30 protein-coding genes are annotated in these 25,814 nt (G+C 68.2%); 19 read left to right on the forward strand and 11 right to left on the reverse strand.

What is annotated here, in order from left to right; all coding sequences use genetic code 11:
* Positions 1-84: 84 nt before the first annotated feature.
* The gene (locus tag QZ670_RS11075) at positions 85-597 is read right to left on the reverse strand and encodes a DUF3237 domain-containing protein (protein ID WP_294255086.1); all 513 of its coding nucleotides are present in this window, start codon (positions 595-597) and stop codon (positions 85-87) included.
* Positions 598-744: 147 nt separating this feature from the next.
* Here QZ670_RS11075 and QZ670_RS11080 point away from each other — a divergent pair, with 147 nt between their 5' ends.
* Together QZ670_RS11080 and QZ670_RS11085 are read left to right on the forward strand one after the other, a co-directional pair.
* Positions 745-1,950 carry a toxic anion resistance protein gene (locus tag QZ670_RS11080; protein WP_294255088.1) on the forward strand — a complete coding sequence of 402 codons (1,206 nt, stop codon included), beginning with the start codon at positions 745-747 and terminating at the stop codon, positions 1,948-1,950.
* Positions 1,951-1,956: 6 nt separating this feature from the next.
* On the forward strand, positions 1,957-2,667 hold the full coding sequence (locus QZ670_RS11085) for a hypothetical protein (protein ID WP_294255090.1): 711 nt from the start codon (positions 1,957-1,959) through the stop codon (positions 2,665-2,667).
* A gap of 144 nt (positions 2,668-2,811) precedes the next feature.
* On the opposite strand, the gene QZ670_RS11090 is transcribed toward QZ670_RS11085, so the two are convergent.
* Positions 2,812-2,997: a hypothetical protein gene (locus QZ670_RS11090; protein WP_294255092.1), complete on the reverse strand. Its 186-nt coding sequence runs from the start codon at positions 2,995-2,997 to the stop codon at positions 2,812-2,814.
* A 147-nt stretch (positions 2,998-3,144) separates the two neighbouring features.
* On the opposite strand from QZ670_RS11090, the gene QZ670_RS11095 reads away from it, so the two are divergent.
* Positions 3,145-3,516 carry a response regulator gene (locus tag QZ670_RS11095; RefSeq protein ID WP_294255095.1) on the forward strand — a complete coding sequence of 124 codons (372 nt, stop codon included), beginning with the start codon at positions 3,145-3,147 and terminating at the stop codon, positions 3,514-3,516.
* A gap of 39 nt (positions 3,517-3,555) precedes the next feature.
* Here the strand turns inward: QZ670_RS11095 and QZ670_RS11100 are convergent, their stop codons facing one another.
* The 3 genes from QZ670_RS11100 to QZ670_RS11110 all read right to left on the reverse strand — a co-directional run bounded on the left by QZ670_RS11100 (position 3,556) and on the right by QZ670_RS11110 (position 5,774).
* Positions 3,556-4,497, reverse strand: a complete 942-nt coding sequence (locus QZ670_RS11100; protein WP_294255099.1) for a cation diffusion facilitator family transporter — start codon at positions 4,495-4,497, stop codon at positions 3,556-3,558.
* A gap of 11 nt (positions 4,498-4,508) precedes the next feature.
* A complete protein-coding gene (locus QZ670_RS11105) occupies positions 4,509-4,871 on the reverse strand; it encodes a hypothetical protein (RefSeq protein ID WP_294255103.1) in 363 nt (120 codons plus the stop codon).
* 135 nt (positions 4,872-5,006) lie between these two features.
* Positions 5,007-5,774 carry a Bax inhibitor-1/YccA family protein gene (locus tag QZ670_RS11110; RefSeq protein ID WP_294255105.1) on the reverse strand — a complete coding sequence of 256 codons (768 nt, stop codon included), beginning with the start codon at positions 5,772-5,774 and terminating at the stop codon, positions 5,007-5,009.
* A 161-nt stretch (positions 5,775-5,935) separates the two neighbouring features.
* On the opposite strand from QZ670_RS11110, the gene thpR reads away from it, so the two are divergent.
* Positions 5,936-6,472, forward strand: coding sequence for an RNA 2',3'-cyclic phosphodiesterase (thpR, locus tag QZ670_RS11115; RefSeq protein ID WP_294255108.1), 537 nt, complete (start codon positions 5,936-5,938; stop codon positions 6,470-6,472).
* On the opposite strand, the gene QZ670_RS11120 is transcribed toward thpR, so the two are convergent.
* Complete coding sequence (locus QZ670_RS11120; protein ID WP_294255110.1) at positions 6,454-7,011, reverse strand: TetR/AcrR family transcriptional regulator; 558 nt, start codon at positions 7,009-7,011, stop codon at positions 6,454-6,456. The two genes, thpR and QZ670_RS11120, sit on opposite strands and share 19 nt — an antisense overlap.
* Before the next feature lie 56 nt (positions 7,012-7,067).
* Between QZ670_RS11120 and QZ670_RS11125 the strand changes: the two genes are divergently transcribed.
* Positions 7,068-7,538, forward strand: a complete 471-nt coding sequence (locus QZ670_RS11125; protein WP_294255113.1) for a DUF4188 domain-containing protein — start codon at positions 7,068-7,070, stop codon at positions 7,536-7,538.
* Between the two features lie 15 nt (positions 7,539-7,553).
* Here QZ670_RS11125 and QZ670_RS11130 read toward each other — a convergent pair whose 3' ends face one another.
* The 3 genes from QZ670_RS11130 to QZ670_RS11140 form a co-directional block, all read right to left on the reverse strand.
* The gene (locus QZ670_RS11130; protein WP_294255116.1) at positions 7,554-8,939 is read right to left on the reverse strand and encodes a methyl-accepting chemotaxis protein; all 1,386 of its coding nucleotides are present in this window, start codon (positions 8,937-8,939) and stop codon (positions 7,554-7,556) included.
* Between the two features lie 160 nt (positions 8,940-9,099).
* The gene (locus tag QZ670_RS11135) at positions 9,100-10,215 is read right to left on the reverse strand and encodes a zinc-binding dehydrogenase (protein WP_294255119.1); all 1,116 of its coding nucleotides are present in this window, start codon (positions 10,213-10,215) and stop codon (positions 9,100-9,102) included.
* A gap of 21 nt (positions 10,216-10,236) precedes the next feature.
* Positions 10,237-10,707 (reverse strand): low molecular weight protein-tyrosine-phosphatase, encoded by a 471-nt coding sequence (locus QZ670_RS11140; RefSeq protein ID WP_294255121.1) that lies wholly within the window; start codon positions 10,705-10,707, stop codon positions 10,237-10,239.
* Positions 10,708-10,788: 81 nt separating this feature from the next.
* Here QZ670_RS11140 and QZ670_RS11145 point away from each other — a divergent pair, with 81 nt between their 5' ends.
* Positions 10,789-12,357, forward strand: a complete 1,569-nt coding sequence (locus QZ670_RS11145) for an MFS transporter (protein ID WP_294255123.1) — start codon at positions 10,789-10,791, stop codon at positions 12,355-12,357.
* 4 nt (positions 12,358-12,361) lie between these two features.
* Here the strand turns inward: QZ670_RS11145 and QZ670_RS11150 are convergent, their stop codons facing one another.
* Positions 12,362-12,898, reverse strand: coding sequence for a superoxide dismutase family protein (locus tag QZ670_RS11150; protein ID WP_294255125.1), 537 nt, complete (start codon positions 12,896-12,898; stop codon positions 12,362-12,364).
* 255 nt (positions 12,899-13,153) lie between these two features.
* Here QZ670_RS11150 and QZ670_RS11155 point away from each other — a divergent pair, with 255 nt between their 5' ends.
* The 13 genes from QZ670_RS11155 (at position 13,154) to QZ670_RS11215 (ending at position 24,615) form a co-directional block, all read left to right on the forward strand.
* Positions 13,154-13,819 carry a DUF4893 domain-containing protein gene (locus QZ670_RS11155; RefSeq protein WP_294255128.1) on the forward strand — a complete coding sequence of 222 codons (666 nt, stop codon included), beginning with the start codon at positions 13,154-13,156 and terminating at the stop codon, positions 13,817-13,819.
* 215 nt (positions 13,820-14,034) lie between these two features.
* Positions 14,035-14,670 (forward strand): opacity protein, encoded by a 636-nt coding sequence (locus tag QZ670_RS11160; RefSeq protein ID WP_294255130.1) that lies wholly within the window; start codon positions 14,035-14,037, stop codon positions 14,668-14,670.
* A gap of 88 nt (positions 14,671-14,758) precedes the next feature.
* The gene (locus QZ670_RS11165; protein ID WP_294255132.1) at positions 14,759-15,208 is read left to right on the forward strand and encodes a globin; all 450 of its coding nucleotides are present in this window, start codon (positions 14,759-14,761) and stop codon (positions 15,206-15,208) included.
* A 60-nt stretch (positions 15,209-15,268) separates the two neighbouring features.
* A complete protein-coding gene (locus QZ670_RS11170) occupies positions 15,269-15,496 on the forward strand; it encodes a hypothetical protein (RefSeq protein ID WP_294255134.1) in 228 nt (75 codons plus the stop codon).
* Between the two features lie 599 nt (positions 15,497-16,095).
* Complete coding sequence (locus QZ670_RS11175; RefSeq protein ID WP_294255136.1) at positions 16,096-16,650, forward strand: pseudouridine synthase; 555 nt, start codon at positions 16,096-16,098, stop codon at positions 16,648-16,650.
* Between the two features lie 224 nt (positions 16,651-16,874).
* The gene (gene rlmJ / locus QZ670_RS11180) at positions 16,875-17,705 is read left to right on the forward strand and encodes a 23S rRNA (adenine(2030)-N(6))-methyltransferase RlmJ (RefSeq protein ID WP_294255137.1); all 831 of its coding nucleotides are present in this window, start codon (positions 16,875-16,877) and stop codon (positions 17,703-17,705) included.
* A 100-nt stretch (positions 17,706-17,805) separates the two neighbouring features.
* Complete coding sequence (gene lnt, locus QZ670_RS11185) at positions 17,806-19,365, forward strand: apolipoprotein N-acyltransferase (RefSeq protein WP_294255138.1); 1,560 nt, start codon at positions 17,806-17,808, stop codon at positions 19,363-19,365.
* 73 nt (positions 19,366-19,438) lie between these two features.
* On the forward strand, positions 19,439-20,650 hold the full coding sequence (gene metK / locus QZ670_RS11190; protein ID WP_294255140.1) for a methionine adenosyltransferase: 1,212 nt from the start codon (positions 19,439-19,441) through the stop codon (positions 20,648-20,650).
* Between the two features lie 149 nt (positions 20,651-20,799).
* A complete protein-coding gene (locus QZ670_RS11195) occupies positions 20,800-21,555 on the forward strand; it encodes an EAL domain-containing protein (protein ID WP_294255142.1) in 756 nt (251 codons plus the stop codon).
* Positions 21,556-21,645: 90 nt separating this feature from the next.
* Positions 21,646-22,407 (forward strand): EAL domain-containing protein, encoded by a 762-nt coding sequence (locus tag QZ670_RS11200; RefSeq protein WP_294255144.1) that lies wholly within the window; start codon positions 21,646-21,648, stop codon positions 22,405-22,407.
* A 157-nt stretch (positions 22,408-22,564) separates the two neighbouring features.
* Complete coding sequence (locus QZ670_RS11205) at positions 22,565-23,305, forward strand: EAL domain-containing protein (protein WP_294255146.1); 741 nt, start codon at positions 22,565-22,567, stop codon at positions 23,303-23,305.
* Positions 23,306-23,354: 49 nt separating this feature from the next.
* Positions 23,355-24,035 carry a tRNA (guanosine(46)-N7)-methyltransferase TrmB gene (gene trmB / locus QZ670_RS11210; RefSeq protein ID WP_294255148.1) on the forward strand — a complete coding sequence of 227 codons (681 nt, stop codon included), beginning with the start codon at positions 23,355-23,357 and terminating at the stop codon, positions 24,033-24,035.
* Complete coding sequence (locus QZ670_RS11215) at positions 24,022-24,615, forward strand: NUDIX hydrolase (RefSeq protein ID WP_294255150.1); 594 nt, start codon at positions 24,022-24,024, stop codon at positions 24,613-24,615. The genes trmB and QZ670_RS11215 overlap by 14 nt, the downstream gene beginning before the upstream one ends.
* Here QZ670_RS11215 and QZ670_RS11220 read toward each other — a convergent pair.
* Positions 24,591-25,619, reverse strand: coding sequence for a GNAT family N-acetyltransferase (locus QZ670_RS11220; RefSeq protein WP_294255153.1), 1,029 nt, complete (start codon positions 25,617-25,619; stop codon positions 24,591-24,593). The genes QZ670_RS11215 and QZ670_RS11220 overlap by 25 nt on opposite strands.
* Positions 25,620-25,814 lie beyond the last annotated feature (195 nt).

The following is a 25,814-nucleotide window of genomic DNA, read 5'->3' on the forward strand; positions in this document are numbered from 1 at the left end:
GATTTCCTGATTGGCGCGGAAGCGCGCGTACGGGCGGGCCCATAGCGGAATTTGTGCGCCGCGGGAAGGCCCCCGTATTTCCCGCTATAGGATCCGGTAGACCGTGATCCGCACCGCCGGCCCTTTCCCCTCCGGCGGCGCGCCGATCGTGCCGGTGAACACGGACTGGTTGAGCCAGGCATGCGGCCCTTCCGGCACCTCGAACCAGGGCACCGTCCGCACATAGCGGCGCTTCGGATCGTGGCTGATCAGCCCCTTGTTGATCACATGGATCAGCGTGCCGTCTTCGGCCTGCATCATGTAGTCGGCGTAGATGTCGAGCATCCGGTCCGGCCGCTCCAACTGCCAGTCCATGCCGCCCGCGAGCACCGTGCCGCGAATGCGGGGGCCCTCGAACGTGCCGCCGGTGATGGGGATGCGGTTCCGCGTGCCATAGGGCGTCTTGCCAACCGGGGTGCCGGCGCCGAGCGTGACGATGGCTTCATAGGCGAACTCCAGCGGCAGGCTTGTCTCCGGCGCAGCGCTGGCGGGACTCGCCACGCCGCCCGCCACAAACCCCGCCGCCCCCATCGCGCCCAGCATCTCGCGCCGCTGCATCCACCCTCTCCGATTGCTATACGACAATACAATCCCCGTGCCTGACCCCGATCAAGTTGCAATCCATACTGTGCTATCTACATGACACACTTGCGGGATACGTGCTTCGCCTGCATGGTTATCCCTACGGAGTTGGAGAGAGTGACGATGGCGACTGTGACGGATACCGCAGAACAGGGTCTGGTGCTCACGCCCCCGGATCCCGTCCCCGTCGTGGCACCCGAAAAGGCTGCCGGGCTGGTGCCGGTCGAAGACACCAAGAAATCCGAGCTCGACAAGCGCGTCGACGGCTTCATCGACGATCTGATCGCGCAGGACGTGAACTCGCCCGAATTCGGCAAGCGCGTCGATGCGATCGCGGCGATGGGCCAGAAGGAAATCCGCGACGCCGCCGGCCAGTCCAACCGCTTCCTCGATCGCCCGGTGCGCGCGATGGGCAGCGAGGGCGGCGTGGGTGCCGACCTGCTCGCGCTGCGCAAGACCGTGGAAGACCTGGACCCCTCGCGCAACGGCAAGCTGATCGGCGGCAAGGACGGCTTCCTCTCGAAGATCTTCGGCGGCGGCGGCCTGACCAACTATTTCCGCAAATACCAGTCGTCGCAGAGCCACATCAACGCGGTGCTCAAGAGCCTGGCCAACGGCAAGGACGAGCTGCTGCAGGACAATGCCGCGATCGCCACCGAGCGCGCCAATCTGTGGAACGCGATGGGTCGCCTCGAGCAGATGATCTATCTCTCCAAGGCGATGGACGCGAAGCTCGAGGACAAGGCCAACGAGCTCGATCACACCGATCCGGCCAAGGCCAAGGCGATCCGCGAGACCGCGCTCTTCTATGTCCGCCAGCGCACCCAGGACCTGCTCACCCAGATGGCGGTGACAGTGCAGGGCTATCTCGCGCTCGATCTGGTCAAGAAGAACAATGTCGAGCTGATCAAGGGCGTCGACCGCGCCTCCACCACCACCGTCTCGGCGCTGCGTACCGCAGTGACCGTGGCGCAGGCGCTCAACAACCAGAAGCTGGTGCTCGACCAGATCACCGCGCTCAACACCACGACGGCCAACCTGATCGAATCGACCGGCCAGCTGCTCAAGAGCCAGACCGCCGCGATCCACGAACAGGCGGCGAGCGCCACCATCCCCGTCGAGACGCTGCAGCGCGCCTTCCAGAACATCTACGACACGATGGATGCGATCGACACGTTCAAGCTCAAGGCGCTCGACAGCATGAAGGTGACGGTCAACACGCTGTCGAACGAAGTCGAGAAGTCGAAGGGCTATATCGCCCGCGCCGAGGGTGCCGAGCAGAACCGGCTGGGCGGCCCTACCGATGGCTTCAAGCTGGAGGCGATGTAAGCCGCGATGCCGAGTGACGTGGACCGCCTGCTCGCCCGCGGCGAGGAACTGATCGAGCGCTCGCGCGTCCGCACCGAAGGTGCGCTGGCCACCCGCACGCGCAAGCGGCGCGAGGCGGAGATCCTTTCGCGGCTCGGGCGGATCGCAGCGGCGGACGCGGTGATCATCATCGCGGCGATCACGATCGGCATGTTCGTGCCGCTCGGCATGTTCGGGGCGCTGGCGGTGATGGCGCTGCTGATCCTGGCGACACTCGTCTTCGCATCGCTTCCCGTCACCAGCGCGCCGCGTGTCGAACAGCTGGTGCAGGTGCCCTTGAAGGCGCTGCCCTCCACCACCGAACGCTGGCTGGAAACGCAGCGGCTGGCGCTGCCGGCCCCTGCCCGCACGTTGGTGGACTCGATCGGGGTGAAGCTGGAGACGCTGGCGCCGCAGCTGGCCCGGCTGGACGAATCCTCCCCCGCCGCCAACGAGGTCCGCAAGCTGATCGGCGAGCAGCTGCCTGAGCTGGTCAAGGGCTATGGCCGCGTGCCCGAGCCGCTGCGCACCGTGCCCCGCAACGGCATGACGCCCGACCAGCAGCTGGCGCAGGGCCTGCAGGTGATCGACGAGGAAATCGCCGAGATGACTGCGCAGCTGGCGCAAGGCGACCTCGACGCGTTGGCGACGCGGGGTAACTTCCTGCAGATCAAGTACAAGGACGACGAGCTGGGCTGAAGGAGACGCGTCGCTCTCCGCCTGCGCTCCCCTCCCGCTTGCGGGAGGGGTCGGGGGAGGGAGTGACGTGGCGATGGCGGACCCAAGCTGCCGCGCTCCCCTCCCCTAGCCTATCCCGCAAGCGGGAGGGAAACATGCCAGCCCTCAGAGCAGCGCGAGCAGGTAGCGGATCAGGTCGGCGATCCCGCTCGCGCTGACCGGCAGCAGCAGCAGGATCAGCGCATAGACGAGGAACATCCGCGTCAGGAATCGCTCGCGCCGCCCGGGCGGTACGGGCGCGGGACGCTGCGGTTCCGGCCGCGGCCAGACGCGATTCTCGTCAAAGAACATCGTACAGGAGGGTGCCGCATCGCGACTGGGCCCGCAACCGCCCCTTGGGCCAGCGGAGCGCCGGATCGGACCGACCGACCACCTAGGAGGTTTGCGTAAAGACCCCGCCCTCACGGCGTGGCAGGCGAGGCGATCAGGCTCGCTTCGATGACTACCGCCTCCCCCGCCGAACGCCCCAGCGTGTTGCTCGTCGAAGACGATGACGGCGTGCGTCGCTCGACTCAGCTGCTGCTGCACGGCCAGGGCTATCAGGTGCGGGCGCACAGCGTGGCCTCGGCCTCGCTCGCCGATCCGGCCGCACTCACCGCGGATTATCTGGTCGCCGATTACTGCCTGCCCGACAGCGACGGCATCGCCCTGCTGCGGGCGCTGCAGGCGCGCGGCTGGACTGGCCGCGCCGTGCTGATGACCGGCTATCCCAGCCCCGCGCTGACCGCCGAGGCGGCAGCGACCGGCTATGCCGCCCTGCTCGAAAAGCCGCTGCGCACCCACGAACTACTCGGCGCGCTGGGGAATTGAAGCCACGACAATCCTCCCCCGCCAGGGGGGGAAAGGGGTTCAGCCCACCACCTCGGCATCCTCGCGCTTTTCGGGGCGGATATAAATCGAGCTGAGCTGCGGCAGGGCCGCCTTCAACTTGGCCTCGATCCGCTCGACCAGCGTCTCCGCCTCGCCCATTGCCAGGCTGTCGTCAAAATCGGCGCTGATCGCGACGAATACCCGGTCGGGTGCGGTGTGGATGGTGCGGACATGGTTGACCGCGGTGATGCGCGGCTCGGCCTCCAGCATCGTCCGCACCTGGGCGATCAGGTCCGGGTTGGCGCGCTCGCCGATCAGCAGGCCCTTGGCCTCGCGCGCCAGCAGCGTCGCGACGGCGGCAAGGATCAGGCCGATGACGATCGAGGCCATGCCGTCGATCCGCGGGTCATCCCAGGCATGGCTGGCCCACACGCCGATCGCGGCGACGACCAGCCCGGCCAGCGCCGCCGAGTCCTCGAACAGCACGATGAAGCCGGCGGGATCCTTGGATTCGCGGATCGCCTTCCACCAGCCGCAATCGCCCTTGTTCTCGCGGAACTCGCGGATCGCGATCACCCAACTGGTGCCTTCCATCGCGGTGGCGATACCGAGCACGATATAGTTGACCAGCGGGTCGCGAAGCGGCTCCGGGTCGATGATGTGGAGATAGCCCTCGTACACCGACACGCCGGCGCCCAGCCCGAAGATCAGGATCGCGACGACGAAGGCCCAGAAATAGAGTTCGCGGCCATAGCCGAAGGGGTGTTCGGCATCGGGCGGCCGCTTGGCGCGGCGTTGGCCGTAGAGCAGCAGGATCTGGTTGAGGCTGTCGACCAGGCTGTGCACGCCCTCGGTGAGCATCGAGGACGACGCGGTGATCGCCGCCGCGACGAACTTCGCGACGGCGATCCCGATATTGGCGGCGAGCGCCGCGTAGAGAACCAGATTGGCGCGCCAGCCCGACGCGGGAGACGCAGCCATGCGGGACTGCCTTAGTCGAGGCCGAGCTTGTGCAGGGCCTTGTCGATCAGGCCACGATCTTCCTTGGGCGCGTCTTCCTTACCTTCGGCGCGATTTGCTTCGGCCTTGGCATCATAGCCCGAGCTCTCCGGAATCTCGTTGTTGTGCACCGGCTGGGTCGAAGCGGGCGGATCGGATGCGTCCATCGACTCGTCGAGCGCCCGGTCGAGCCGGGCTTCCTTGCTGGCGGGATCGCGGGCCAGCCGCTCCTCGATGGAGCTGTCCGTGCCCGCATCGGCCGAGTGGACGGCGCCCTTGGCCGCTTCATCGTCGGCACGGGGGTCGGGAGCGACCGACATCCGGTCCATCGCGGGGTCGAGGGGATTGTTGGTCATGCTGCACTCTCCTGAGCGTTACCCGGATTAAACGGACATGCCGGGATTCGCGTTCCGCCGCATCGCGCCTGCGCAAAACAAAAGGCCCGGCGGATCGCTCCACCGGGCCCTTGGTTGCCGTGTTCCGCGCGGGGATCAGTCGCGCGAGCTGCCGAACAGGCGCAGCAGGAACAGGAACATGTTGATGAAGTCGAGATAGAGGTTCAGCGCCCCCATAATCGCGACCTTGCCCTGCTCGCGGGTGCCCGCGACATAGGCGTAGATGCTCTTGATCTTCTGCGTGTCATAGGCGGTGAGGCCGGCGAAGATCAGCACGCCGACGGCGCTGATCACCAGGCTCATCGTGCCCGACTGCAGGAAGAGGTTGACGATCGACGCGACGATCAGACCCACCAGGCCGATGATCAGGAAGGTACCGAAGCCCGACAGATCCTTCTTGGTGGTGTAGCCGTAGAGGCTCAGTGCACCGAAACCGGCCGCGGTGCCGAAGAACACCTGGGCGATCGACATGTCGGTATAGGTGACGAAGATCGTCGAGAGCGACGCGCCCAGCAGGCCTGCATAGGCGAAGAACAGCGCCTTGAGCGTGCCCTCGGACATGCGGTTCTGGCCGAAGCTCATCGCGAACACGATCGCCAGCGGCGAGATCATCACCACCCAGCCGAGCAGCGTCGGCTGCAGCGACAGACCGCGGGCGGTTTCCACCACCTGGAACAGCAGCGCCTGCAGCGAGGCGACCTTGCCGAACGCCAGCGCGACAATGCCGGTCAGCAGCACGCCGGACAGCATGTAGTTGTAGACCGACAGCATGTACGACCGGAGCCCCGCGTCATGCGCCGCGGCGCGTGCACTCGCGGTCGCGAAGGGCGACTCGCTCGTGCGGGGATCGGACCAGTTAGCCATTCGAAAAACTCCTTTGACCGGCGCAATGCCGGATGGCTGGAATATCGGCCTCGCCACAGGGGTTTTCAAGCAAAACCCGGCCCAGCAACGTTTCGATACACAGGCGGCGAGGACTTTGTGTGCGCTTTGAACACGCTAGCGGGTCGGCTAGAACGCCGCTGATGCATCGTCTGTTCGTCGGCTTCCGCCCGCCATCCGCGATTCGCGCGCAATTGCTCGGCCTTGCCGGCGGCGTGCCGGGCGCGCGCTGGCAGAGCGACGAACAGCTCCACTGCACGCTGCGCTATATCGGCGAGGTCGAGCGGCCGGTGGCGGAAGACGTCGCACTCGCGCTCGGCAACGTCCGCTTCGCGCCGTTCGAGCTAGTGGTCGATGGGGTCGGCGAGTTCGACTCGCGCGGGCGGCCCAATGCGCTCTGGGCCGGGCTGCGACCGCACGAGATGGTGACCCAGCTCCACCACAAGATCGACCAGGCACTGGTGCGGGCGGGCCTGGCGCCCGAGCGTCGTGCCTATCTGCCGCACATCACCTTGGCCCGGATGAACGCACAGGCGGGCGCCAACGAACGCTTCCTCGAAGCGCATGCCGGTCTCGCCAGCGCACCCTTCATGGTCGACAGCTTCCTGCTCTACGAAAGCCATCTCGGCCGCGAGGGAGCCAGCTACGAAGCGATCGAGCGCTACACGCTGCGCGGCTGAGCCCCCGCGACGCCGTCCGCCACCAGCGCCACCGCGGCGCGGACCACGTCGTCCTCGGCCGGCACCTTGCCGTCGAGCGCGAGCGTCGACAGGCCATGGACCACGCCCCAGGCGGCGAGCGTCGCCGGCCCGGGATCGCCGCCCGCGAGGCTCGCGACGCGCCGCGACAGGATCGCGAAAGCCTCGCCATATTGCTTGGGCTCCACCGCGCAGCCGGGATTGCCGCCGAACATCAGCCGGAACATCGCCGGGTGCGCCTGTGCGAACCGGAAATAGGCAATTCCCTGCGCGACCAGGGCCGCCTTGGCCGGCTCTGCCCGATCGGCCTCCGCCAGCACCGCCGCCAGTTCGGCGAACCCCGCCTCCGCGACCGCGCCGAGCAGCGCCGCCTTGTCGGCAAAGTGCCGATAGGGCGCCATCGCCGACACGCCCGTCGCCTTGGCCAGCGCGCGCAGGGTGACGCCCGCCTCGCCCTGCTCGTCCAGTAATGTCGTCGCGGCGTCGATCAGCCGCGCGCGCAGTCCGTCTGCAGTTTCCATCTTGTTTACACCGTAAACTAAGCTTATCGTGTACAGTGTAAACAAGGAGACTCGCCATGCAAGCCAACACGCTCCGCGACACGGTCGATCTCGCTGCCTATCCCGAACTGATCGTCGTGATACTGGGGTTCAAGCTGCGCCGCTGGCGCGCGCTCCCCGCGATGATGCGGATCGGCAAGGGGCTCGCCGAGATCAAGAAGAACCCGCCTGATGGGCTGCTCGGCGAGGACGGGATGCTGTTCGGCTGGAACCATGTCGGCTTCCGCCAATATTGGCGCGACCTGCCGAGCCTGGAAGCCTTCACCCGCAGCGCACCACACAGCGTGTGGTGGCGCGATTTCCTGAAGGACCCGCAGGGCGCCGGCTTCTGGCACGAGGCCTATAGCGCCCGCGGCATCGAGGCGGTGTATGTCAACCTGCCCGGCCAACGGCTCGGGCTCGGCATGTTCGCGCCGATCGCCAAGCCGGTGGGGACGCTGATGTCGTCCCGGCAGCGCCTACACGCCCATGCGGGCATGGAGGGCTGAGCCGGGCGGGCGTCGTCAGAACGACGCCCAGTCGCCGTCCGCCATCGCAGGGGCAGATGCGGGTGCGGCCCGGCCAGCCCCGCCGCTGCGCTTCGACAGGTTGGGACGCTGCAGCGGCAGGCTCATCCGCGAGTTGTGCGCCTCGCCGACATTGAAGGCCTGCGCCGAACGCTTCAGCGCCTCGACCTCACGGTTCAGGCTGCGCGCGGCGGCGGAAGTTTCCTCGACCATCGCCGCATTCTGCTGGGTCGCCTGATCCATCACCGTGATCGCGGTGCTGATCTCGCCGATCGACGAGGCCTGGGCCTGGTTCGCGGTCGCCATGCTGCCGAGCAGGCCATGCACCTCGCGGACATCGGTAGCGATCGCGGCAAAGGCGCCGTCAACGCGCTGGACCATGCCCACCGCGGCGGTGACGTCAGCCTGGGTCGTCGTCAGCTGATCGCGGGCGCGGCCGGCCTCCTCCTCGGCCCGCATCGCCAGGGCGGAGACGAGATCCGCGACCACCGCGAAGCCGCGTCCTGCCTCCCCGGCGCGACCGGCTTCCACAGCGGCGTTCATCGCCAGAACCCGCGTCTGGAAGGCGATCTTGTCGAGGCCCTCGATCACGTCGTCGATGCCCTTGGCGCTTTCCGACACCCGGCTCATCGCCGCAACCGCCTCGTCGGCGACGTCGCGGCCGGCCTGGACCGAGGCAATCGCCCCGTCGGCGCGCGCGACCGTCTGGTTGGCGCTGCCGGCGGTGCTGCGCAGGCGCTGGTCCATCTCGCCGATCGACTGGACCGTTTCCTGCAGGCTCGACGCTGCGCTTTCGGTGCGGCGCGACAGGTCCTCGGAGGCCACCGCAATTTCGGCAGAGCCGGTGCTGATCGTCTCCGCCGAGGTCGCGACCGACCGCACCAGTTCGCGCAGCGCGGCCAGCGCTTCGTTGAAATTGGTCTTGAGCACGGCATTGGCGCCGGGGAAATCGGCGGTCACGTCGGCGGTCAGATCGCCCTTGGCGAGCCGCTCGAGCGATTGGCCGAGCACCCGCACCACGTCGGCCTGCTGCTCGGCAGCCTCGCGCTGCGCGACGGCGGCGTCGCGGAAGATGAGCATCCCGCGGGAAATGCGGCCGACGCAATCCTCATAATCGGTATGCGCGATCGGCGCGGCGAGATCGCCGGCGGCCAGCCCCTCCATCCGCACGACGGTGGCGACATAGGGATCGGCGATGACTCGGGCGAACATCCGGGTGAGCACGAAGGCGGTGGCGATCACCACCACGTTCAGGCCCAGCATCACCCAGTGCGGCAGCACCAGGTTGAGCACCGCCAGGACCACCATGATCCCGATCATCGCGCCGAAGGTGACCTTCAGCTTCTCCCGAATGGGAGCCTTTACTTCCAACCAGTGCAGCATGTTCGTCCCTCACGATCGGGTACCGGCCTTCCTCCGCCGGTCCCGCGTTCAGCCCACCCAGCTGCATTGTAGAGGGCAAGAGGTTGAGAAAGTTCATTCTGACATGCGTTGGAAACAATTTGTCTGAAACCCCCAACCCGAAATGAGAGGGGCGCCCGGGTCACCCTCGCCCGGGGTCGATCAGGAACTTCTCGCCGGTCGCCTTGCGCTCATAGGCGCGCAGCACGTCCGGCTGCAGCGCTTCGGCGAGCCCGATGGTGCGGGTGTAGCGGCTGGCGAAGGTGGTGGTGAGCTCGGCGAGGATGCGCTGCCGCATCGCGCCCAGCGTCTCCATGCCGGCGCGGCGCAGGAACGGCGTCAGCAGCCAGCCCGAGACGCTCCACTGGAAGCCGAAGGCCAGCCGGTTGAGCGTCGTCGGCGCCATGTCGAGCGCGCCGTAGATATAGAGCTGCTTGAACTGTTCGGATCCATAACGGCTATATTCGGTCATCTTGCGCACCGCCGCCGCTTCCATCGCCTGGAGGATGTCGCTGCCGAGCGTACCGCCGCCGATCGCGTCGAACGCCACCGTCGCGCCGGTCTCGGCCACTGCGTCGGTCAGCCTGGAGCGGAAATCCTCGTCGCGGCTGTTCACCACATGGGTGGCGCCGATGTCACGCAGGATCGCCGCCTGTTCCTCGGAGCGGACGATGTTGACCAGCGGCACCCCATCGGCGAGGCAGATCTTCTGGAGCATCTGCCCCAGGTTCGACGCGGCGGCGGTGTGGACGATCGCGCTGTGCCCGTCGCGCCGCATCGTCTCGACGAAGCCGAGCGCGGTCAGCGGATTGACGAAGATCGCCGCGCCGTCCGCCGCCGCAGTACCCTCGGGCAGTTCGACCACGTCGCGCGCCTTGAGCACGCGGTAATCGGCGAACATCGCGCCGCCCACTGCAGACACGCGCTTGCCCATCAGCGCCGCGGCATCGGCGCCCGCGGCGACGACCGTGCCCGCGCCTTCATTGCCCACCGGCATCGAGTGGCCGAGCCGTGCCTTCATGCTGCCGAGGCGCCCCTTCGGCACGTCGAACACCAGCGCGTCGCCGTTCTCGCGCAGCGTATCGACCTGTGCCGGGCCGAGCAGCAGCCCGAGATCGCTCGGGTTGATCGGTGCCGCCTCGATGCGGACGATCACTTCGTCCGCCGCCGGCTCGTCATAGGTCACCTGCTCCAGCGAGAGCCGCAGCGTGCCGTCCTCGCTAAGGGTCGAGCGCAGTTCGCGTCCGGTGAATGCCATGATCGCTCTCCTTCTATTGGTTCAACGGGTTTGTACGAGGTCTTCCACCAGCCGGTCGGCCGCCGCGCGCACCTCGTCCCAGGTGCGCTCGAAGCCTTCCGGCCCGCCATAATAGGGGTCGTCGACGGCGCGGCCCTCCCAGCCCGGCACCACATCGAGCAGCAGCCGCAGCCGCGCGCGACCGTTCACCGGGGCGATCCGGCGCAGGTCGGCAAGATTCTGCGGATCGAGCGCGAGGATATGATCAAACCGGTCGAAATCGTCGCGCGTCACCTGGCGCGCGCGCTGGCCGGTGATGTCGATGCCGTGCTTGGCCGCGACGGCGATCGAGCGGCGATCGGGCTGCTCCCCCGCATGCCAGCCGCCCGTCCCGGCCGAATCGGCGATCACCGCCACGCCGGCATCTTCCGCCGCCGCGCGGAACGCCGCCTCGGCCAGCGGCGAGCGGCAGATATTGCCCAAGCAGACGAAAAGGAATGCCGGTTCGGCCATCGCGAAAATCATCCTTTCGTAAAACGGGTACGCTCTGCTAGCCTCACTGGCAACGGCACGCACAACGCCGAGGGAGAGGATATGGCCAGCATGCCCCCACCGCCCGACGGGGCGAACGCGACCCCCTATGCCTGGTATGTGCTGTCGCTGCTGCTGCTCGTCTATATCCTCAACTTCGTCGACCGGCAGATTGTTGCGATCCTGGCGGACGACATCAAGCGCGACCTGGGGCTGCGCGATCAGGATATCGGGTTCCTCTATGGCACCGCCTTCGGGGTGTTCTACGCGCTGTTCGGTATCCCGCTGGGGCGGCTGGCGGACAATTGGCATCGCGTGCGGCTGATGACGCTAGGGCTGGCGCTCTGGTCGAGCATGACTGCGCTTTCGGGATTCGCCCGCACCGGGCTGGTGCTCGGCCTGGCACGGATGGGCGTCGGCGTGGGCGAGGCGACCGCCGGGCCCGCCGCCTATTCGCTGATCTCCGACTGGTTTCCCAAGCGCCTGCGCGCCACCGCGCTCGCGCTCTATTCGTCGGGGGTTTATCTCGGCGGCGGGCTGTCGCTGTTCCTCGGCGCGCTGATCGTCCAGCGCTGGAACCAGGCTTATCCCGGCGGCGGACCACTGGGGCTGGTCGGCTGGCAGGCGGCGTTTCTCGCGGTCGGCGTGCCGGGGCTGCTCGTCGCGGCCTGGATCGTTACCCTGCGCGAGCCGCCGCGCGGGCTTTCCGAAGGCATGACGACCCCGCCCCACCCCGCCCCGTTCCGCGCCTTTTTCGAGGAGCTGCTGACGATCATCCCGCCCTTCACGCTGATCGGCGCGGCGCGGCTGGGCCGGGGGGCACTGGCGCGCAACCTGGCGGTGCTCGCGCTGGTCGCCGGGCTGGTCGCGCTGCTCGTTCACCTAGGCGAGCCTCCGGCGCAGTGGATCGCGGTTGGGATCGGCGCCTATGCCGTGGTCAGCTGGGCGACCGCGCTCAAGCGGCGCGACCCGCCGACCTACGCGCTGATCGTCGGCACCCCCGCATTCCTGTGCGTGGTGCTGGCCTATGGTCTCAACACCTTCCTCGCCTATGCGATGGCGGGGTTCGCGCCGAGCTTCCTCCGCCGCGCCTTCGACATCCCGCCGGAGCAGCTGGGCTCGCTCGGCTTCTGGATCGGTGCGCCGGTGGCACTTGCAGGTTTTCTCGGCGTGACGATCGCCGGGCGCGTCGCCGATGCCCTGCGCGCGCGCAGCCCGGTCGGGCGAATCCACGTCCTGCTCTTCGCCTGCCTCGCACCGATTGCGCCGATCGTGCTGCTGTTCACCGCGCGCGACCTCACCACCGCCTATGTGATGCTGCCGCTTGCGCAGTTCCTCATCTGCGGCGGGCTGGGTGCGGCTGCGGCGACCACGCAGGATCTGGTGCTGCCCCACATGCGCGGCACCGCCACCGCCGCCTTCTTCATCGGAACGACGCTGATCGGCCTGGCGCTCGGGCCCTATTGCGCCGGGCGGATCGCGACGCTGACCGGCGACCTCGCGACCGGCGTGCTGGCGCTGCTCGCCAGCGTCCCTCTCGCCCTCGCGGCGATCGGGGCAAGCTATCGGCTGCTGCCGGCGGCGGAGGCGAGCAAGCTTGCCCGCGCCCGCGCCGCCGGCGAGACGGTCTGACGGCTCAGACCGTCTGGAACACGCCGCAGGCGATGCGGCCGCCGCTGTTGCCGGCGGGATCGCTCTTGTAATCGTCCTCGCCGGCATGGACGACCAGCGCTGCGCCATCCTGGTCCATCAGTTGCTCGAAGCTGCCGCCAGCGAGCGTGAAGCTCAGATGCCCATGCCCCTTCTCGTCCACCTTCATGTTGGGCAGGTCGCCGGCATGCGGGCCCATCGGATTTTCCTTGCCGTGCTTGGTGGCGCCTGGGTTCCAGTGTCCGCCGGCGCTGGCGAAATCCGGGGGCGTGCAAACGCCGGTGGTGTGGACGTGCACACCGTGCGGCCCCGGCGAGATGCCGTTCACGTCGACCAGCACGCGAATCGATCCCTCGACCTGCTCGGCCACCGCGGTGCCCACCACCTTGCCGCCGGCGTCGTGCAGTTCCGCCTGGGCGCGAAAATGGCCGGCCATGTAACGTTCGTTCTGCTGCGTCGTCGCGCAACCGCCGAGCAACATCCCGATCGCGGCCGCGCCCGCGCCGATTCCCCAAGCCTTCATCTTCAATCTCCCGGCCATGTCCTTGGTCTAGCCTAATGGGCCTTCTCGCCCGCGGTTCCAAGAGCCGCGCCGCGTCGGTCCGCCCACCCGGCAGTCGCGCACGGCGGATTGCTTCGGTTCGCCGCACCAGACCGTACGCCCACCGCAGCTTTTACTTTTCGTTAACTTTCGTTTACGATTTTGTCCCGTGGGACCGTCGCGGCACAGCGCCTCCCATTGGTTCACGGGGCCAAAAAGATTCACAGGGGAAGTATCATGCACCGGCTCGCCTTTGCGATGCTCGCTCTGCCCATGCTGGCCGGCTGCCAGGCAAGCACGACCAAAACGGATCTTCGCCCGATCGCAGTGGTAGAGATGCCGCCGCCCCCGCCCCTGTGGCGCACCCGCATCGCCGAGGCCGACATGCCGCGCCTCGAGAGTCTGCCGACCAGCTGGCGTCAGCTGTACGAGAATGTCCGCGCGCCGGTACGCAAGCTGCAGGGCGCGGTGCTCGATCCCGATGCCGGTCGGCCGCACCCGGCACTGCCGCCCGGTTCGTACCGCTGCCGCACGCTGCACCTGCGGCCCGGCCCCGCCGGCCGTGCGCTGGTCCAGCCCAGCCCCGCGGGATTCTGCTACATCTCCGCCTCGAGCGAGCTCAAGGACGACGCCCCGCTCGGCCTCGCCAAGCAGACCGGCACCGACATCGTCGCTGGCTATGTGTTCCCGGACGGCAAGCGCTACGTGTTCCTCGGCGCGCGCCAGGCCAAGCCGGGCGCGAACGACATCGGCTATGGCAATCCCGGCGCGCGCGACGTGGTGGGCATGGTCGAGCGCTTCGGCACCTTCCGCTGGCGGCTGGCGGTGCCCGGCGCGCTGCCCGGCAGCGTCGACGTGTATGAGCTGACCCCCGTGCCCGCAGACGTCCAGCCCAAGGGCTGACCTGAGGGCCGCGATCGAGGCCCCGTATCGAAACGTTTGTTCATCGGGGCGACAGAAACCGTTGCCGCAGTGCAACACTTCTTCGTCAAATGCTTCGCGGCAATGCAACCTTGCGCTTGGCCCGGGCATTGTGCGCCCATCTCCGGCCACCCCGCCCTTTGTAGCGGGCTTGGTTCGGAGGATGTGTGTTTCACCAGCGTAGAGGTTATCCCCCCATGCGTAAGATCATCGCCGTCGCGGCAGCCGCTGCCGCGCTCCCCTTCGCCGTCCCCGCCTTCGCCCAGGACACCACCACCGGTGCCGGCACGATGGAGACCACTGCCGCACAGGACAGCGGCACGCCGACCGCACCGGACGGCTCCAAGGCCTTCGGGATCGAGCCCTATGTTGGCGTGCTCGGCGGCTGGGAGCGTTTCGACCGTCAGGCGAACGCCGGCATCCCGATCCCGCCGAACAACTATCGCCTCGACGGCGCGCTGATCCAGGGCGTGGCCGGTGTGAACGTGCCGCTCGGCCCGGTGTTCGTCGGCGCCGAAGGTAACGTCGCCAAGGGCGTCAGCGGCGACATCGACTGGGAATATGGCGCCGCCGGCCGCTTCGGTCTGCGCGCGGGCGACAGCGGCCTGATCTACGGCAAGGTGGGCTACCAGTGGGTCAATTTCGACAAGAACGCCAACACCAACCGTGATTATCACGCGATGACCTATGGCGTCGGCGTCGAAGTCGGCCCGAAGGACATCGGCCTGGGCGGCATCACCGGCCGCAGCGGCCTGCGCCTGCGCCTCGAGATGAACACGTTCAGCGACGCGAAGAGCTTCCGCCCGATGGCGGGTGTGATCGCGCACTTCTGATCCGGCTGGCCGCCCCCCCTGGTGGGGGGCGGCCTACCATTGATTCCCGTCAAGCCGCGCCCGCCATTTTCGGCTAAAGCGCGCCCCCATGTCCGAATCGTCCCTGCCCTTTGATCGCATCGGCGGCGAAGAGTCCGTCCGCGCCATCGTCGACCGCTTCTATGATCTGGTCGAGCAGGACCCCGCCTATGCGGCGCTCCACGCGATGCACCAGCCGGACCTGATGGCGCTCCGCCAATCGCTCACCCGCTTCCTCGTCGCCTGGCTCGGCGGCCCGCGCGACTGGTTCGAGGCACGGCCGGGCATGTGCATCATGGGCTTCCACCGCCAGCTCGCCGTCACCGCGCAGACCGCAGCGCAATGGGCGCACGCGATGGACCGCGCGATCGCCGCCGATCCGGGGCTAGAACCCGAAACCGCCCGCCAGATGAGCGAGGCGCTTCACCGCATATGCCGCGCCATGGCCGTGCAGGCGCGCACCGCCGCCGAAGCCGCCGCACCTCCCGCTACCGCTACCGCCGCCATACCGGCGGGTTGATCCGCTTCGGAGCAGGTCTCCACCGCCAGCAGCAACGGATGCGCTACAAGAGGTTCCGTGATGAACGCGCGGATCACCCCCGTCGATAGGCCGCTGGAAGTCGCCTGTGAACATTGCGGCCGCCTGGGGGTGACGTGCGAGGCGTGGGCGGAATGGAGCGTGGCCGAGCAGGCATGGGGGCTCAGCCACCTGTTCGATTTCGCCTTCTGCCACCACTGCCATCGCTCCACGCGGCCGATCGAACGACCGGCAAGCGACAATGGCGCGGCAGCGAAGGGAGCGGTTTGAAACGGGCGGCGCGGGTTAACCCCCTCTCGTGCTTCCCGCAGCGCGCAAGCGCGGGGGACGGGTCTGCCGGGAGTTGAGCCCCGGCAGGCCCGCAACTCGGCGGGCAAGGGCTTCGGCGGGCAAGAGCTTAGGCAACAGGGTAACCACTTCGCAAACACGAACGCTTTCGCCGCGACGAACGCATCGAGCTGTATACGAAGCGGGCTGACTGGCAGCTCCCGCCCACTTGCAGCCACTCCCTTAAGTGATATGCTCGCGACGTCTGACTGAACCCGCGGGCATGGGTGGGCGATATGATATCGAAATGGTATGCTGCTGTCTGGCTCGACGCAGTTCTGGCCGTCCCGATGTGGACTGAATTTCGTGAGCCTAATCAGCTGATCTGGAACGCATTCCTCGCAACCTTTTTAGTGAGTGCAGTGGCCGCCGCTTTCTTTGGGCTGCGCCATCTGGAGCGGAACCAAGTGTCGGTAGGGGAGGCGCGTTTCAAAGCACCCCGGCAACATAGCGACGGCAGCTAGCCACCAGTTTCGAACGCTACCGGCTCGCGGTGGCGGGCGTCGGGAGACAGGGCCGCAGCCCGGCGCTATGAGCACCGGATGCCCCGGCTGCTCCTGTTCAACAAACCCTTCGGCGTCCTGTCGCAATTCACCGATCGCGGATCGCCGACGCTACGCTCGACCCTGTCGGACTTCATCGCCGTGAAGGGCGTCTATCCCGCCGGCAGGCTCGATCGGGACAGCGAGGGCCTGTTGCTGCTGTGCGATGACGGGCGGCTACAGGCGCGCATTGCCGATCCGCGCTTCAAGATGCCCAAGACCTATCTGGTGCAGGTCGAAGGCGATCCGCAGGAGGCAGAGCTGGCGCGCTTGCGGCAGGGCGTCCTGCTCAAGGACGGCATGACCCTGCCTGCCGAGGCAGCGCGGATCGACGCGCCTGACCTGTGGCTGCGCGATCCGCCGATCCGCCAGCGCAAGTCGATCCCGGACAGCTGGCTGAAAATCACCATCCGCGAAGGCCGCAACCGGCAGGTGCGCCGGATGACGGCGGCGGTCGGGTTGCCGACGCTGCGGCTGGTCCGCTGGTCGATCGGCGACTGGTCCGTCGCCGGGATTCCGCCAGGCCAGTTCGAGGTGCGCTCCAGCCCCACTTAGGGGGTGACCGCGGGAACGCCCGCGCTTGGCAACGCGCCTGCTGCCGGTTACCGCCGGGTGCGCAAGCGCATGCGGGGCGTCGACACCCGTCGCCCGGCAAGAACATTGCGCATTGCCCAAAACCCGTCGCAGCCGCCACGGCATCGCCGGCGGCAGGATACACCCCCGTCAGCGCATCTGGGTATGACGCGTACAAAGGCCAGTCGGCAGGATTTCGGATCGCAATGAACTATCGCCACTCCTTCCATGCCGGCAACAGCGCCGATGTCGTGAAGCACAGCCTGCTGATCGCCCTTGTCCGGGCGTTGCAGCAGAAAGAGGGTGCCCTGACCCTGATCGACACCCATGCCGGCTGCGGACTCTACGACCTTGGCGGCGAGCAGGCCCAGCGCACCGGCGAGGCCGCCCACGGCGTGCTGCGGGCCTTTGCCGACACCAACCCCTTGCTCGACGACTATCGCGCCGCCGTACGGGCGGTGAACCTGGGGGCAGAGCCGACCCTCTATCCCGGCTCGCCGCAGTTCCTGGCGCAGCTGCTGCGCCCACAGGACCTGCTGATCCTCAACGAAAAGCATCCCGAGGACGCCCACGTCCTGCGCGGTGCGATGCGCGGGTCGCCGGCCGCCGTTCACCAGCGCGATGCCTATGAGCTTTGGCTGGCGATGCTGCCGACCCGGACGCCGCGCGGCGTGGTGGTGGTCGATCCGCCGTACGAGCAGACCGACGAACGCGAACGCATCACCGCCACGCTCGCCGCGGCGCACCGCAAATGGGCGCATGGCGTGACGGTCATCTGGTATCCGCTGAAGGACCGCACGACGCATCAGCAGTGGAAGAACAAGCTGCGCAATCTCGGCATCCCCAAATTCCTCTCGGTGGAGCATTGGCTGTATGATGCGGATGTGCCGGGCACCTATAACGGCGCGGGTCTCTTCATCGTCAATCCGCCCTATGCCTTCACCCAGGCGCTGCCGCCGCTGCTCGAGGCCCTCCGCGCCGCACTGGCGCCGGAAGGACATCGCGGCGAGATCACGGCGAAATGGTTGAACGGCTGAAGCGGAGCCTGGCCCGCTTCCGGGGCACCCGGCCGCAATGGCTGACGCGGGGCGTAACGCCTCTCCCCCTGGCCCCGCGCTTCGTGTAGGCCCGCCGACGATGTTTCGCCGTCCGCTGCTCGCTTCGCTCTTTCTCGGCATCGCCTCCGCCACCGGCTTCGCGCCGCTGGAATGGTGGCCGCTTGCGCTGCTCTGCTTCGCCGGGCTGTTCGCGCTGGTCCACGCCGCGCCCACGCTGCGCAGCGCGCTCTTGCGCGGCTGGCTGTTCGGGCTCGGCCATTTCACGCTGGGCGACAACTGGATCCAACACGCCTTCGACTTTCAGGACAAGATGCCGCCCGCGCTCGGCTATGCCGCCGTGGTGCTGCTGGCGCTGTACCTGGCGATCTACCCGGCGCTGGCGATGGGCGCAGCCTGGCTGTTCGCGCGGAAGGTGACGCCGCGCTCCGGCTGGGTCGAACCGGACCTCGGCTATGTCCTTGCAGGCGCCGCCGCGTGGATCGTCACCGAATGGCTGCGCGGGGTGGCGTTCACCGGCTATCCGTGGAACCCGCTCGCCGTCGTGTGGGTGCCGGTGCCGGGCGTGCGCAACCTCGCGACGCTGTTCGGCACCTATGCGCTGTCCGGCGTGACGATCGCGATCGCGGGCAGCCTCTACCTTGCCTTCCAGCGCCAGTATCGGCCGCTGCTCGTCGCCGCCGTGGCGCTGCTCGCGCTGGGGTTCGGCTGGTCGGATCGCTGCGACCGGATCCGCTGCATCAGCACCGCGAGCGGCAAGGAGGTGGTGATCGTCCAGCCCAATATCGGCCAGGACGCGGTCAGCCGCCCCGATTATGCCGAGTTCCTCCTCAACCGCATGCTCGCGCTCAGCGGCAAGCCCGGCGCGCTGCCCCGGCTGGTCGTCTGGCCCGAGGGTATGGTCGATTACTTTGTCGAGGACGGCTATCCGGTGCAATGGTACCGGCAGGACCCGCGCCTGATCCGCGCCCGCATCGGCGCGGTGCTGGGCCCCTGGGATCAGGCGCTGATCGGCGGCAACGCGCTCGAGTTCGACCGCACCAGCCAGCTGCAGGGCGCGGGCAATTCGGTGTGGGCGCTCGGGCCCGACGGCATGCTCGGCGGCCGCTACGACAAGGCGCATCTGGTGCCCTATGGCGAATATCTGCCGATGCGCCCGCTGCTTGCACCGCTCGGCCTTGCCCGGCTGGTGATGGGCGACGTCGACTTCCTGCCTGGCCCGGGCCCGCGCGCAATTGACGTGCCCGGCTTCGGCAATGCCGGCATCCAGATCTGCTACGAGATCATCTTCTCGGGCCAGGTGGTCGACCGCGCCCACCGCCCCGACTTCCTGTTCAACCCTTCCAACGACGCCTGGTTCGGCAGCTGGGGCCCGCCGCAGCACCTCGCCCAGGCCCGGCTGCGCGCGATCGAGGAAGGGCTGCCGATCCTCCGCTCCACCCCCACCGGCATCTCCGCACTGATCGACGGGCATGGTCGCCTGCTCGGCACCATCCCGCCCGGCGAGGCCGGCGCGATCCGCCTGCCGCTGCCCCGTCCGCTGCCGGCGACGCTCTTCTCGCGGCTCGGCAACTGGATGGTGCTGCTGGTCGCGGTGCTTACGGGGTTGTTCGCGATTGCCAATCGCCGCTTCGCCCGCTAGGGGAAACATATAAGGAAAGCTTTATATGGGCATGGCAACGGCCCGGCGATCCTTCCCAACCTGAGGAATTTACATGCGTTCCAACTATCTCTTCACGTCCGAGTCCGTGTCCGAGGGCCATCCCGACAAGGTCGCCGACCAGATTTCCGACTCGATCGTCGACCTGTTCCTGTCGAAGGATCCCGAAGCGCGTATCGCCTGCGAGACGCTGACCACCACCCAGCTCGTGGTTCTTGCCGGCGAAATCCGCTGCAAGGGCGTGTACGAGAACGGCGCCTGGGCCCCGGGCGCGCAGGAAGAGATCGAGAAGACCGTCCGCGAGACGGTGAAGCGCATCGGCTATGAGCAGTCGGGCTTCCACTGGCAGACCTTCCGCTTCGAGAACAACCTGCACGGCCAGTCGGCGCATATCGCGCAGGGCGTGGACGCGAGCGGCAACAAGGACGAAGGCGCCGGCGACCAGGGCATCATGTTCGGTTTCGCCTGCGACGAGACCCCGGACCTGATGCCGGCGACGCTCGACTACAGCCACAAGATCCTCGAGCGCATGGCCGCCGACCGCCATTCGGGCGCGGCCCCCTTCCTCGAGCCGGACGCGAAAAGCCAGGTGACCCTGCGCTTCGAGAACGGCAAGCCGGTCGCCGCGACCGCGATCGTCGTCTCGACCCAGCACGCGCCGGGCTATGACCAGGGCGAGAAGGAAGCGGAGCTCCACGCCTATGTGAAGAAGGTCGTTGCCGACCTGCTTCCGGCCGAGCTGCTCTCGGACGCGACCGAGTACCACATCAACCCGACCGGCTCGTTCGAAATCGGCGGCCCGGACGGTGACGCAGGTCTGACCGGCCGCAAGATCATCGTCGACACCTATGGCGGCGCTTCGCCCCATGGCGGCGGCGCGTTCAGCGGCAAGGACCCGACCAAGGTCGATCGTTCGGCGGCGTACATCACCCGCTATCTGGCGAAGAACATCGTCGCGGCCGGCCTCGCCCGTCGCTGCACGATCCAGCTCGCCTATGCGATCGGCGTGTCGAAGCCGCTGTCGCTCTATGTCGACACCCACGGCACCGGCACCGTCGGCGACGACAAGATCGAGCAGGCGATCCAGGGCATCGAGAAGCTGGGCGGCCTCACCCCGCGCGGCATCCGCACCCACCTGGGTCTCAACAAGCCGATCTACCAGCCGACCGCTGCGTACGGCCACTTCGGCCGCAAGCCCGAGGGCGATTTCTTCCCTTGGGAGCGCACCGACCTGGTCGAGGACCTGAAGGCCGCGCTCGCCGCCTGATCGGGCTTCCTGATCCGAACACGAAAACAGCCCCGCCGGCACCCGCCGCGCGGGGCTTTTTCATGTCTCCCCACCCGCTTGTTTCGCCTGCGACCTATAAGGTCTTGTGGGGCCCGCCATGGTTAACGCGGGCAGCGGAGGGAGTAGGAATGGTTCTCGACACGGAGGACTGGCAGGCCGCACCGGCACCGGGCCTGCATCTCGCATTTCGACCGGTACACGACGTCATCACGGCCCGCGTCTTCGCCTATGAGGCGGTGCTGCGCGGACCAGACGGCGAGGAACGCGACGAGATCCTCGCCCAGCTTCCCGCCGATCGCCATGCCGAGCTCGATCGCCGGGTCGCCGCCGGTGCGGTGACCAAGGCGATGGAGATGGGCTTGGGTGCCACCGCCGCGCGGCTGCTGATCCCGATTCACGCACCCGCCGCCGCGCCGGCGGACGCCGCGCTCGCCGCGGCCACGCACGCCGGACACCGCACCGGCCTGCCCCCTGAACGCATGATCTTCGGCATCCATGGCTTTGCCGACGTGCCCGGCCAGCAGCTCGCCGATCTGGTCGACGGCCATGCCCGTGCCGGCGCGCTCACCGCGTTCCTCGGCCTTGGCCATGATCCGATCGGCTTCAGCCCCTGCGTACGCTACCGCCCGGCGATGGTGCGGCTCGATCCCGATCTGGTGAACGGCATCGACTCGAGCTGGTCGCGCCGGCTGATGCTCGAGGAACTGGCACCGCGCCTGCGCGAGCACGGCATCCGGGTGATCGCCGACGGCGTGGCGAACGAGGCCGTTCTGCGCCGCCTGCGCAGCTTCGGCATCTTCCACCTCCAGGGCGATCTGGTCGCGCCGCCGACGCCCGGCATGCTGCCGCCGACGCGCATCGAGCGCCCCGCCGCGGCGGCCTGATATGGTGTTAGCCCGAGCGTCACCATCAACGCTCGGGTAATCACTTCCGCCTACCATTCGAGACAAGGGGATCCAGCTTGGAGATGCCCCGTGCTCGACCAAATCGCCCCCGCTCCTCTTCAGGATGCCATCCGCCGGGACTGGTTCGCGATGGCGTTCCAGCCCGTCGTCAACACCTCCACCCTCATCGTCACCGCCTATGAGGCGACGTTCCGCGGCCCCGAGGGCGAAGGCCCCGCCGACTTTGTGGAGACGCTGGCTGAGGACAAGCGCCCGACCTTCGATCTGCGCTGCCGCGTCGCCGCGATCGAGCAGGCGATGCAGCTCGGCATCACCGAGCGCCACACCCGCCTCGCGATCAAGGTGATGCCGCGCTACATCACCGATCCCGTCGCCGATGCCGATCGCATGCTGCGCATCGTGCGGCGACTCGGTTTCCCCGCGCGCGAGCTCGTGTTCGAGTTCAGCGACCGTGACGACCTCGAAAGCGACAAGATGCTCAGCCTGATGAAAGCCTATCGCAAGCAGGGTTTTCTCATCGCATTCGACGATTTCGGCGCCGGCGACATGGGGCTGGACCTGCTCTCCGCCTTCACGCCCGACACGCTGAAGCTAGCGCCCGAACTGGTGCATAGCCTGTGCAGCAGCTGGGCCAAGCGAATCGTCGTCGAACGCGTCGCCGAGATCGCCAAGAAGAGCAAAGTCCGCCTGATCGCGGAGGGCGTTGCGACTCGTGCGGAGCATGACCGGCTGCGCTCGCTCGACGTGATGCTGATGCAGGGCGACCTGATCGCACCCGCGCAGGTGGGGGCACTGCCGGCACCGGCCTTGCGGCTCAACGCGGCGGCATGAGGCGCGAATCGCGGAATCGTTTGCGGTCGTCGAATGCAACCATCGTAGTTTTCCCAACCGTTTGAATCCGCTGCGGCGACGCACGGAATGGGAGGGTTGGGCCGAAATGGGTACTCAGGCTTCAGGTTCACAAGAATCGCGTAGAGGAGCACACCCCATGGCTACCACGATGGATCTTCGGATCGACCTGCAGCCGATCACGGCGCAAGGCAGCACCGAACCCTTCGCCTGGCATGCCGGCATCCAGGCGCGCCCCCAAGCCTTCCACACCGTCGATGCGATCCTGCTGCGCGAGGACCGCGCCGAACTGGAAGCCGCCCGCCTCGATCGCGCGCTCGCCGCCGCTGCCGCCGCCGGGCTGGCGGATGCCGGCACGCTGCTGGTAGTGCCGGTCCAGGTCCGCGCCGGTTCGCCCGATCGGCTGCTCGGCCACCTGTTCCGCGCCGCGCTGCGCCACCGCTTCCCGCTCGACCAGATCGTCGTCGAGATCAGCGCCGACGAATCGACCGATCGCGATGCCGCCGCCCAGATGATCCATGCCTGCACCGATCGCGGCATGATGATCGGCCTGAGCGATTTCGCCGCCGGCCCGCTGGCGCTGGGCCTGCTCGCGCACTGCTCGCCGCGGCTGATCCGCCTCGCGCCGTCGCTGGTCCATCATCTTGAGGCCGCGCCTGCCCGCGCCCGCCTGGTCGAAGGCGTGCTGCGCCTCGCCCGCGGCATGGGCGTCACCGTGATCGCGCCCGTCCCCAGCGAGGAAGCCGAGCAGCGCGCCGCCGCCGCCGCCGGGCTCCGCCACTTCCAGGGCACGCCGAACGCCGCACCGCGCGTCCGCCGCTACACCCGCCCGGTCCGCCGCTGGGATGCGCCGGTCGCGGTGACCCGCCTCGCCGCCTGAACGCCCCGGATTTGCCAGCACGCGGCGGCGCGACTATGCGCTGCGCCCCATGCCAGATCCCGTCACGCTCCGCCGCCTCTATGGCCGCCGTCAGGGCCACAAGCTCCGCCAGGGCCAGTCCGCGCTCGTCGAGGAGCTGCTGCCCCAGGTGAGCGTGCCCGATGCCGGTCCGCTCGATGCGCGCACCCTGTTCGGCGACGACCGCCCGCTCGAATTCGAGATCGGCTTCGGCGGCGGCGAGCATCTTGCCGGCCAGGCGACGATGCGCCCCGACCATGGCTTTATCGGCTGCGAGCCGTTCCTCAACGGCGTGGTCGGCGCGCTTAATCATATCCGCGACGGCGAACTCGACAATGTCCGCCTGCACATGGGCGATGCGCTGGAAGTGATGGAGCGGCTGCCCGACGCCAGCCTTAGCCGTGTCTACCTGCTCCACCCCGATCCCTGGCCCAAGGCGCGCCATGCCAAGCGCCGCATGGTCAACCACGGCCCGCTCGACCTGATCGCCGCCAAGCTCAAGCCCGGCAGCGAGTTCCGCCTCGGCACCGATGATCCCACCTATTGCCGCTGGGCGATGATGGTGCTGGGCCAGCGCAAGGACTTCGTCTGGCAGGCAAAGACCGCGCAGGACTTCCTCACGCGCCCCGCCGACTGGCCCGAGACCCGCTACGAGCGCAAGGCGCGCCGCCAGGGGCACGAGGTGTGGTACTTCCGCTATGTGCGAGTCTGAACCGGGCCACCAGATCGAAAGCGTCGAGACGGTCTATCAGGGGTGGGGCCGGCTGCTGCTGGCGACGCTGCGTACCCCCGATGGCAGTGTCATCACCCGCCAGATCGAGGATCACGGCGATGCCGTCGCGGTGCTCCCCTATGATGCGGCGCGCGGCACGGTGCTGCTGGTCCGCCAGTCGCGCCCGCCGCTGCTCTTCCGGGGTGAGCCCGAGCCAGTCTATGAGGCGCTCGCCGGGCGGATTGATCCGGGCGAGGATGCCGACACCACCGCCCGCCGCGAAGCGATCGAGGAGTGCGGCGTCACCCTCGGCGCGATCGATCTGGTCGGCCATTTCTTCGCGATGCCGGCGGTCTCCACCGAGCGGCTGAGCCTGTATCTCGCGCCCTACAGCCCGGCCGATCGCACGAGCGCGGGCGGCGGGCTGGCGCACGACCATGAGGATATCGAGGTGATCGAGATGCGGCTGGACGATCTTTGGGCAAAGGGCATGGCGGCGCTGGCCGACATGAAGACCGCAATCCTCATCCTCGCGCTGCGCGAGCGGCTCGCCGCTCAGGCCTGGCCACCCGCCGCCTGACCGCTGCGGCGCCACGCCCCGCGCAGCAGCCGCGCGGCGAACGCCTCCAGCCCCGGCCGCACGAAGATCCAGTCGCGGATCGCCGGGCCCTTGCTGGCGCCCATGGTCTGCTTGTAGCCGCTGTCGCCCGCGCCCCAATCGACCAGCTTCACCCCGCGCGCGCGGGCGCGGAGCAGGTTGCGATACTGGAGCAGCTTGCCCGGCGACTGCCTCGCCACCGCCGGATCATAGCTGTTGGCGATGGCATGGCAGCGCGTGCCGGTGATCAGGTCGAACGAAAAGGCCATCGGCCGTCCGTCGATTCGCAGCACCGCGGCGGAAAGCATGTCCGCCAGCACGGGATCGTGCAGAGCCGCTTCCCAGAAGGCGCCGTGCCCCTCGGCGGTGAACTTGGCGTCGCACCCGTTGGTACGGTCGGCGATCCAGCTGCGCCGCTCGATGTCAGCGAGCGCGTCGATGTCCGGCGGTCCCCATTCCCAGGCAAGCGTGCCTGCGCTTGCGAGGTGTTTCTCCAGATGCCGGTTCTTGCGCAGCGTCGAGCCGCGCGGCCAGTCCTCGGTCGCGATATCGAGCAGGAAGCTGTCGGCGACGTGGCGGTCGAGCAGCGTCCATCCGGCCGCCAGCGCGCGGGGCTTCAGCCAGTCGAGCGCGGGATCGCCGTCACAGATCGGTCCGACCCGCAATGCCCGCACCTGCCGCGCCAGCGCACCGAGCAGCGCCTCCGCGGCCGCCGGGCTGGCGCCTTCCGCCACGGGGAAGCTGCGGACGGGCCAGTAGCAGCCGGGGATCTCCGCCAGCCCCAGCCAGCGCGGCCCCTTGACGACCAAGGGCAGCGCCGCCACCGGCGCGCCCGCGTCTCCCACCACCAGCGTCCGCGCCGTTCCGCCATAGGCGTGGAGCGCTGCGGCGTACCACCCGCGCCGGAGGAAGCAGTGGCTTTCCGGCGCTAGCCCCGCAACCGCGTCCAGCGCGTCCGCGAGGCCCGGCACGAAAGTAGCGGACACGCCCTCTCCCGGCCGCTCGTCATCCCCGCGAAGGCGGGGAACCATTGATGGGAACGCCTGGGCTTCTTCCCCGCCAGTCCTGGCAAATGGATCCCCGCCTTCGCGGGGATGACGCCGGGGTTGGAGGAACGGCAAAGCCATGCACCCGTCTTACCCCCGCACCCGTTACCATCCGGTGCAGCCTGCGCTTGCACC

The organism is uncultured Sphingomonas sp. (assembly GCF_913774285.1).
In the GTDB taxonomy this organism is placed as follows: Bacteria; Pseudomonadota; Alphaproteobacteria; order Sphingomonadales; family Sphingomonadaceae; genus Sphingomonas.

Bases quoted from the DNA above. Each gene is read 5' to 3' on its own strand.
- QZ670_RS11075 (WP_294255086.1), bottom strand. From the start codon at position 597: ATGCAGCGGCGCGAGATGCTGGGCGCGATGGGGGCGGCGGGGTTTGTG.
- QZ670_RS11080 (WP_294255088.1), top strand. From the start codon at position 745: ATGGCGACTGTGACGGATACCGCAGAACAGGGTCTGGTGCTCACGCCC.
- QZ670_RS11085 (WP_294255090.1), top strand. From the start codon at position 1,957: ATGCCGAGTGACGTGGACCGCCTGCTCGCCCGCGGCGAGGAACTGATC.
- QZ670_RS11090 (WP_294255092.1), bottom strand. From the start codon at position 2,997: ATGTTCTTTGACGAGAATCGCGTCTGGCCGCGGCCGGAACCGCAGCGT.
- QZ670_RS11095 (WP_294255095.1), top strand. From the start codon at position 3,145: ATGACTACCGCCTCCCCCGCCGAACGCCCCAGCGTGTTGCTCGTCGAA.
- QZ670_RS11100 (WP_294255099.1), bottom strand. From the start codon at position 4,497: ATGGCTGCGTCTCCCGCGTCGGGCTGGCGCGCCAATCTGGTTCTCTAC.
- QZ670_RS11105 (WP_294255103.1), bottom strand. From the start codon at position 4,871: ATGACCAACAATCCCCTCGACCCCGCGATGGACCGGATGTCGGTCGCT.
- QZ670_RS11110 (WP_294255105.1), bottom strand. From the start codon at position 5,774: ATGGCTAACTGGTCCGATCCCCGCACGAGCGAGTCGCCCTTCGCGACC.
- thpR (WP_294255108.1), top strand. From the start codon at position 5,936: ATGCATCGTCTGTTCGTCGGCTTCCGCCCGCCATCCGCGATTCGCGCG.
- QZ670_RS11120 (WP_294255110.1), bottom strand. From the start codon at position 7,011: ATGGAAACTGCAGACGGACTGCGCGCGCGGCTGATCGACGCCGCGACG.
- QZ670_RS11125 (WP_294255113.1), top strand. From the start codon at position 7,068: ATGCAAGCCAACACGCTCCGCGACACGGTCGATCTCGCTGCCTATCCC.
- QZ670_RS11130 (WP_294255116.1), bottom strand. From the start codon at position 8,939: ATGCTGCACTGGTTGGAAGTAAAGGCTCCCATTCGGGAGAAGCTGAAG.
- QZ670_RS11135 (WP_294255119.1), bottom strand. From the start codon at position 10,215: ATGGCATTCACCGGACGCGAACTGCGCTCGACCCTTAGCGAGGACGGC.
- QZ670_RS11140 (WP_294255121.1), bottom strand. From the start codon at position 10,707: ATGGCCGAACCGGCATTCCTTTTCGTCTGCTTGGGCAATATCTGCCGC.
- QZ670_RS11145 (WP_294255123.1), top strand. From the start codon at position 10,789: ATGGCCAGCATGCCCCCACCGCCCGACGGGGCGAACGCGACCCCCTAT.
- QZ670_RS11150 (WP_294255125.1), bottom strand. From the start codon at position 12,898: ATGAAGGCTTGGGGAATCGGCGCGGGCGCGGCCGCGATCGGGATGTTG.
- QZ670_RS11155 (WP_294255128.1), top strand. From the start codon at position 13,154: ATGCACCGGCTCGCCTTTGCGATGCTCGCTCTGCCCATGCTGGCCGGC.
- QZ670_RS11160 (WP_294255130.1), top strand. From the start codon at position 14,035: ATGCGTAAGATCATCGCCGTCGCGGCAGCCGCTGCCGCGCTCCCCTTC.
- QZ670_RS11165 (WP_294255132.1), top strand. From the start codon at position 14,759: ATGTCCGAATCGTCCCTGCCCTTTGATCGCATCGGCGGCGAAGAGTCC.
- QZ670_RS11170 (WP_294255134.1), top strand. From the start codon at position 15,269: ATGAACGCGCGGATCACCCCCGTCGATAGGCCGCTGGAAGTCGCCTGT.
- QZ670_RS11175 (WP_294255136.1), top strand. From the start codon at position 16,096: ATGCCCCGGCTGCTCCTGTTCAACAAACCCTTCGGCGTCCTGTCGCAA.
- rlmJ (WP_294255137.1), top strand. From the start codon at position 16,875: ATGAACTATCGCCACTCCTTCCATGCCGGCAACAGCGCCGATGTCGTG.
- lnt (WP_294255138.1), top strand. From the start codon at position 17,806: ATGTTTCGCCGTCCGCTGCTCGCTTCGCTCTTTCTCGGCATCGCCTCC.
- metK (WP_294255140.1), top strand. From the start codon at position 19,439: ATGCGTTCCAACTATCTCTTCACGTCCGAGTCCGTGTCCGAGGGCCAT.
- QZ670_RS11195 (WP_294255142.1), top strand. From the start codon at position 20,800: ATGGTTCTCGACACGGAGGACTGGCAGGCCGCACCGGCACCGGGCCTG.
- QZ670_RS11205 (WP_294255146.1), top strand. From the start codon at position 22,565: ATGGCTACCACGATGGATCTTCGGATCGACCTGCAGCCGATCACGGCG.
- trmB (WP_294255148.1), top strand. From the start codon at position 23,355: ATGCCAGATCCCGTCACGCTCCGCCGCCTCTATGGCCGCCGTCAGGGC.
- QZ670_RS11215 (WP_294255150.1), top strand. From the start codon at position 24,022: ATGTGCGAGTCTGAACCGGGCCACCAGATCGAAAGCGTCGAGACGGTC.